This is a genomic window from Microbacterium sp. B24 (genome assembly GCF_000333415.1).
GTDB lineage: Bacteria > Actinomycetota > Actinomycetes > Actinomycetales > Microbacteriaceae > Microbacterium.
Window position 1 is genome coordinate 1 of record NZ_BADB01000016.1, and the last position, 4,903, is coordinate 4,903.

At 68.1% G+C, this 4,903-nt stretch carries 6 protein-coding genes; 3 read left to right on the forward strand and 3 right to left on the reverse strand.

Features of this window, described 5'->3' with window-relative positions; translation table 11 throughout:
- The 3 genes from ribH to I5I_RS00260 all read left to right on the forward strand — a co-directional run.
- On the forward strand, positions 1-303 hold a 303-nt coding region (gene ribH / locus I5I_RS00250), incomplete at its 5' end, for a 6,7-dimethyl-8-ribityllumazine synthase (protein ID WP_036314833.1).
- A gap of 132 nt (positions 304-435) precedes the next feature.
- Positions 436-786, forward strand: a complete 351-nt coding sequence (locus I5I_RS00255; protein ID WP_036314836.1) for a hypothetical protein — start codon at positions 436-438, stop codon at positions 784-786.
- Positions 787-990: 204 nt separating this feature from the next.
- Positions 991-2,385, forward strand: coding sequence for an MFS transporter (locus I5I_RS00260; protein WP_036314838.1), 1,395 nt, complete (start codon positions 991-993; stop codon positions 2,383-2,385).
- 7 nt (positions 2,386-2,392) lie between these two features.
- Here the strand turns inward: I5I_RS00260 and I5I_RS00265 are convergent, their stop codons facing one another.
- From I5I_RS00265 to I5I_RS00275, 3 genes are all read right to left on the reverse strand, one after another.
- Complete coding sequence (locus I5I_RS00265) at positions 2,393-3,220, reverse strand: ABC transporter permease (protein ID WP_036314841.1); 828 nt, start codon at positions 3,218-3,220, stop codon at positions 2,393-2,395.
- Positions 3,217-4,089: an ABC transporter permease gene (locus tag I5I_RS00270; RefSeq protein WP_036314844.1), complete on the reverse strand. Its 873-nt coding sequence runs from the start codon at positions 4,087-4,089 to the stop codon at positions 3,217-3,219. The genes I5I_RS00265 and I5I_RS00270 overlap by 4 nt, the downstream gene beginning before the upstream one ends.
- The coding region (locus tag I5I_RS00275) for an ABC transporter ATP-binding protein (RefSeq protein ID WP_036314848.1) at positions 4,086-4,903 on the reverse strand (818 nt) is incomplete at its 5' end. The genes I5I_RS00275 and I5I_RS00270, both read right to left, overlap by 4 nt.

Sequence of the window (4,903 nt, forward strand, 5' to 3'; positions counted from 1 at the left end):
TTCGAGCTGCCCGTCGCGGCGAAGGCGGCTCGGAATGCCGGGGCGGATGCCGTCGTCGCGCTCGGTGTGATCATCCGTGGCGGCACGCCGCACTTCGAATTCGTCTCGTCTGCCGCCACCGACGGCCTCACCCGGGTCGCCCTCGACACCGGCAAGCCGGTCGGCTTCGGGGTGCTGACCCTGGACGACGAGCAGCAGGGCATCGACCGGGCGGGCCTGGCCGGCTCGAAGGAGGACAAGGGTGCAGAAGCCGCGGATGCCGCGCTGCGCACCGCGCTGCTCCTCCAGCGCCTTCGCGGCTGACAGCTCCCCCCAGCGCCGGCGGCGTTTCGACTCGCTGCGCTCGCTCAACGACCGGAGGGACGTCGCTTCCGGTCGCTGCGTGCGCCCGGGGGCGGGGGCGCGGAATCGGCGACTATCAGTTAGGCTGAAGGAATGGAGATCCTGCGTCACGTCGTCGTCCTCGTCCATCTCACCGGATTCGCCATCCTCTTCGGCGCCTGGGTCGTCGAGGCGGTGGGCCAGCGCCGCGTCACCCGACTCATGACGTGGGGCATGCTGATCGCGGCCGTCGCCGGCCTCGCTCTGGCCGCCCCGTGGGGCATCGACTACCCGCTGAACTACACCAAGCTCGGCGTCAAGCTCGTCGTGCTGATCGCGATCGGCGCGCTGCTCGGGATCGGCACCGCGCGCCAACGCAAGGCGGGCGCGGTGCCGCCCGTGATGTTCTGGCTGGTCGGCATCCTGACCATCCTCAACGCCGCGCTCGCCGTTCTCTGGCGCTGACCCCGCGTCCCCACGCGGAGATTCCCGGCGCACGGCCGAGACGCCCCACGCGGCGTAGACTCGATAGCCGTGCGCCGGGAACCTGCCGGCGCCCCGGTGACCTCATTGTCGCGGCGCCCGCTGCACACACCCCTGCCCCGGACGTCCACCACCGGTGCGTCCCACGAGGACCTGCGATCTCTCATCGATAGGTAGCCTCTGCGCATGTCCACCGCCACCGCGGCCCCCGCCGCACCCGTCAACTCCCGCGCTCGCGTGATCACTGCGAGCCTGGTCGGAACGACGATCGAGTTCTACGACTTCTACGTCTACGCGACCGCCGCCGTGCTCGTCTTCCCCGCCCTCTTCTTCCCGACCGGCAACGAGACCACCGCCCTCCTGTCGTCGTTCGCCGTCTTCGGGGCCGCGATGATCGCGCGCCCCATCGGCGCGGTGGTCTTCGGACACTTCGGCGACCGCTTCGGTCGAAAGGCCACGCTCGTCGCGTCGCTGCTCACGATGGGCATCGCGACCTTCCTGATCGGCTGTCTGCCGACGTTCGCCGGAATCGGCTGGTGGGCAGCGCTCCTGCTGCTGATCCTCCGCCTCTTCCAGGGCTTCGCCCTCGGCGGCGAGTGGTCTGGCGCCGCGCTCGTGGCGACCGAGAACGCCCCGAAGGGCAAGCGCGCCTGGTACGGCACCTTTCCGCAGCTGGGCGCTCCGATCGGCTTCATCGTCGCCAACGCGCTCTTCCTCGTGATCAACTTCGCCCTGCCGCACCCCGACGGCCCGACCCAGCGCTCCGAGGCCTTCCTCGCCTGGGGCTGGCGTGTGCCCTTCCTCTTCTCGGCCGTCATGGTGATCATCGGCCTCTGGGTGCGCCTGAAGCTCGTCGAGTCCGAGACCTTCACGACCGCCGAGAAGAAGGGCGCCATCCGCCGCTTCCCCCTGGGCGAGGTCGTCCGCGGACACTGGAAGAACCTGATCCTCGGCACGTTCATCATGCTGGCCACGTATGTGCTCTTCTACTTGATGACGAGCTTCACCCTCGCCTACGGCACGAAGGCGACCGATGCGCCGGTCGCCGGCCTCGGATTCGGCTACACCGACTTCGTGATCATGCAGATCATCGGTGTGGTGTTCTTCGGAGTCTTCACGCTGCTGTCGGGTCCCATCGCCGACGCGGTCGGCCGGCGGAAGCTGCTCATCTGGGTCACGGCGTTGATCGGTGTGCTCGGCCTCACGTTCAACGTGTTCCTGCTCCCCGCCGTCGATCCGAAGTTCACGGGCGCACTGGTGCAGGCCTTCCTCGTCTTCGGCTTCATGCTGATGGGAGCCACCTTCGGCCCCATGGGCGCCGTGCTGCCGGAGCTCTTCCCGACCAACGTCCGCTACACGGGTTCGGCGATCGCCTACAACGTCTCGTCGATCCTGGGCGCCGCTGTCGCACCGTCGATCGCTCTGGGACTCTGGGCCGCCGCCGGCGGCGAGCCGTGGCTCGTGGGCGTCTACCTGTCGGGCTCCGCCGTGCTCACCCTCATCGCACTGATCCTCTCGCGCGAGACCAAGGACGTCGACTACGAGACGAACATCGGCCTCGGCGAGACCGGCTCGCTCTGACGAGCGCTCAGTCGAGGAACAGCGCGCGCAGCCGCTTCGTCGTGAAGACGAGACCGATCGCGATCATCACGGCGTAGTAGAGGACGTGCCACAGCATGTCGACGTTCAGGATGCCGGTGGTCAGCCCCCGGATCAGCTCCACGCCGTGCCACAGCGGCAGGGCCATGACGATCTGCTGAACCCAGCCGGGGTAGACCGTGATCGGGTAGAAGGTGGCGGAGAAGAGGAACATCGGCAGGAGGACGAAGTTGATCCAGTCCATCTGCTGGAACGTCTTCATGTAGCTCGTGACGGCCATGCCGAGGCTCGCGAAGCCGAACGCGATCAGAACCACCGCGGGCAGGGCGAGCACCGCCGTCCACCCGAGGTTGAGCCCGAGGATCTGCATGATGATCATGAACCCGGTCGCGTACGCGAGACCGCGCAGCAGCGCGTAGAGGATCTCACCCAGCGCGACGTCGAGCGGGCCCAGCGAGGTCGCGAGCATGCCCTCGTAGAGCTTGCCGTAGTTGAGCTTGAAGAAGACGTTCCAGGTGGAGTCGTAGATGGCGCCGTTCATCGCAGAGACCGCCAGCAGTGCCGGCGCGATGAAGGCGGCGTAGCTGACACTGGCGCCCTGTGCGGTCTCGACGTCGCCGATGAGCGCGCCGAGGCCGATACCCATCGAGGCGAGGTAGAACACGGGCTCGAAGAAGCCGGAGAGCACGACCGCCCAGCTGGAAGACCGCGCAGCGATCAGGCCGCGCTGGACGACGGCACCGGGGTTGCCCGCCCACAGGGCGCGCACGCCTCCGCGACGGACGGCACCCAGCGGCGCCTCGACGACCGCGCTCATTTCGCGAGCCTCTCGGTGAAGACGCGGCGGGCGAACAGATAGCCGACCACCGCGAGAGCGAGCAGATAGACGAGGTGGACGGCGACCATCACGGGGTCGACCGCCGCGCCGTAGGTGGCGACACGGCCCAGTTCCGCGCCGTGCCACAGCGGCGAAATCCACCCGATCCACTGCAGCCACAGGGGCAGCGAGTCCAGCGGATAGAACGTTCCGGAGAAGAGGAACATCGGCATGAAGAGGAAGCGCTGCACGAGAGCGAACTGTCCCTTGTCGTCTTCGATCGAGCCCGCATAGGCCATGAGCGGGATGCCGAAGGCGAGCCCCGCCAGCACCCCGGCGAACACCGCGAGCCATCCGGTCGCCGGGTGCGGCACCGCCCCGAACGGCAGCAGCCACACGATCAGGTAGTACGCCGCCGAGGCGACGACCATACGCGCGGTCGCTCCCGCGACCACGCCGTTCGCGATCTGCGGGCTCGACAGCGGCGACGCGTTGAAGCCGTAGAAGTAACGGCGCCACTTGAAGCCCGCCATGACCGGGTAGGTGAGCTCCTCGCTGGCCACCGAGATCGTCGCGGTCGCCAGCAGCGCCGGAGCGACGAACATGAGGTAGCTCACCTCCTGGCCGTGATCGACGATCGGCACGCGGATGAGGGCCGCCAGGCCCACGGCGAGCCCCAGCAGGTACAGGATGGGCTGACCGACGGCGCCGACGATGATCGTCCAGCCGTAGGCGCGCATGGCGCGCACCATGTGCTCGGTGACGTACCAGGTGCCGCGACGGCGGGGCTTGCGACCCCACTGCATCGCCTCGGCCCGCAACGCCTCCAGGCTCGGGTGCGCCGCGGCATCCGTCGACGAGGTGCTCATTCGATCAGCGACCTTCCCGTGAGGCGGAGGAAGACGTCCTCCAGCGAGGAGCGGCGCACGAGCGAGGTGATCGGCTCGAGTCCCAGCGAGGTGACGCGATCGAGGGCGGCCTCACCGTTGTCGGCGTAGATCAGGATGCGGTCGGGAAGCACCTCGACGCGGTCGCCGATACCGGCCAGCTGGCCGGCGACCTGGGCGTTGCGATCCGAACCGAAGCGCACTTCGAGCACTTCACGGCTGGAGTGCTCCCGGATGAGGGATGCCGGGGTGCCCTCGGCCATGATGCGCCCCTTGTCGACGACGATGAGGCGATCGCACAGCTGCTCGGCCTCGTCCATGTAGTGCGTGGTCAGCACCAGGGTCGTGCCGCGCTCCTTGAGGCGGAACAGGCGGTCCCACAGGACGTGACGCGCCTGCGGGTCGAGGCCCGTGGTCGGCTCATCGAGCAGCAGGATGCGCGGATCGTTGATGAGCCCTCGCGCGATGGTGAGGCGCCGTTTCATGCCGCCGGAGAGCTGGTCGACTTTGTTCTTCGCCTTGTCCTCGAGCTGCGCGAAGGCGAGCAGCTCATCGGCCTTCTCGTGGCACACTTTGCTGGGGAGGCCGAAATACCGGCCGTAGATGTACAGATTCTCGCGGGCGTTGAGCTCGCCGTCGAGATTGTCCTGCTGCGGCACGACGCCGAGCCGCGACCGGATCTCGGGACCGTAGCGATCCGGGTCGAGGCCGAAGATCTGCAGATCGCCGCCCGAGCGGGTCGAGACGGCGCCGATCATCTTCATCGTCGTCGACTTGCCGGCACGTTGGGTCCAAA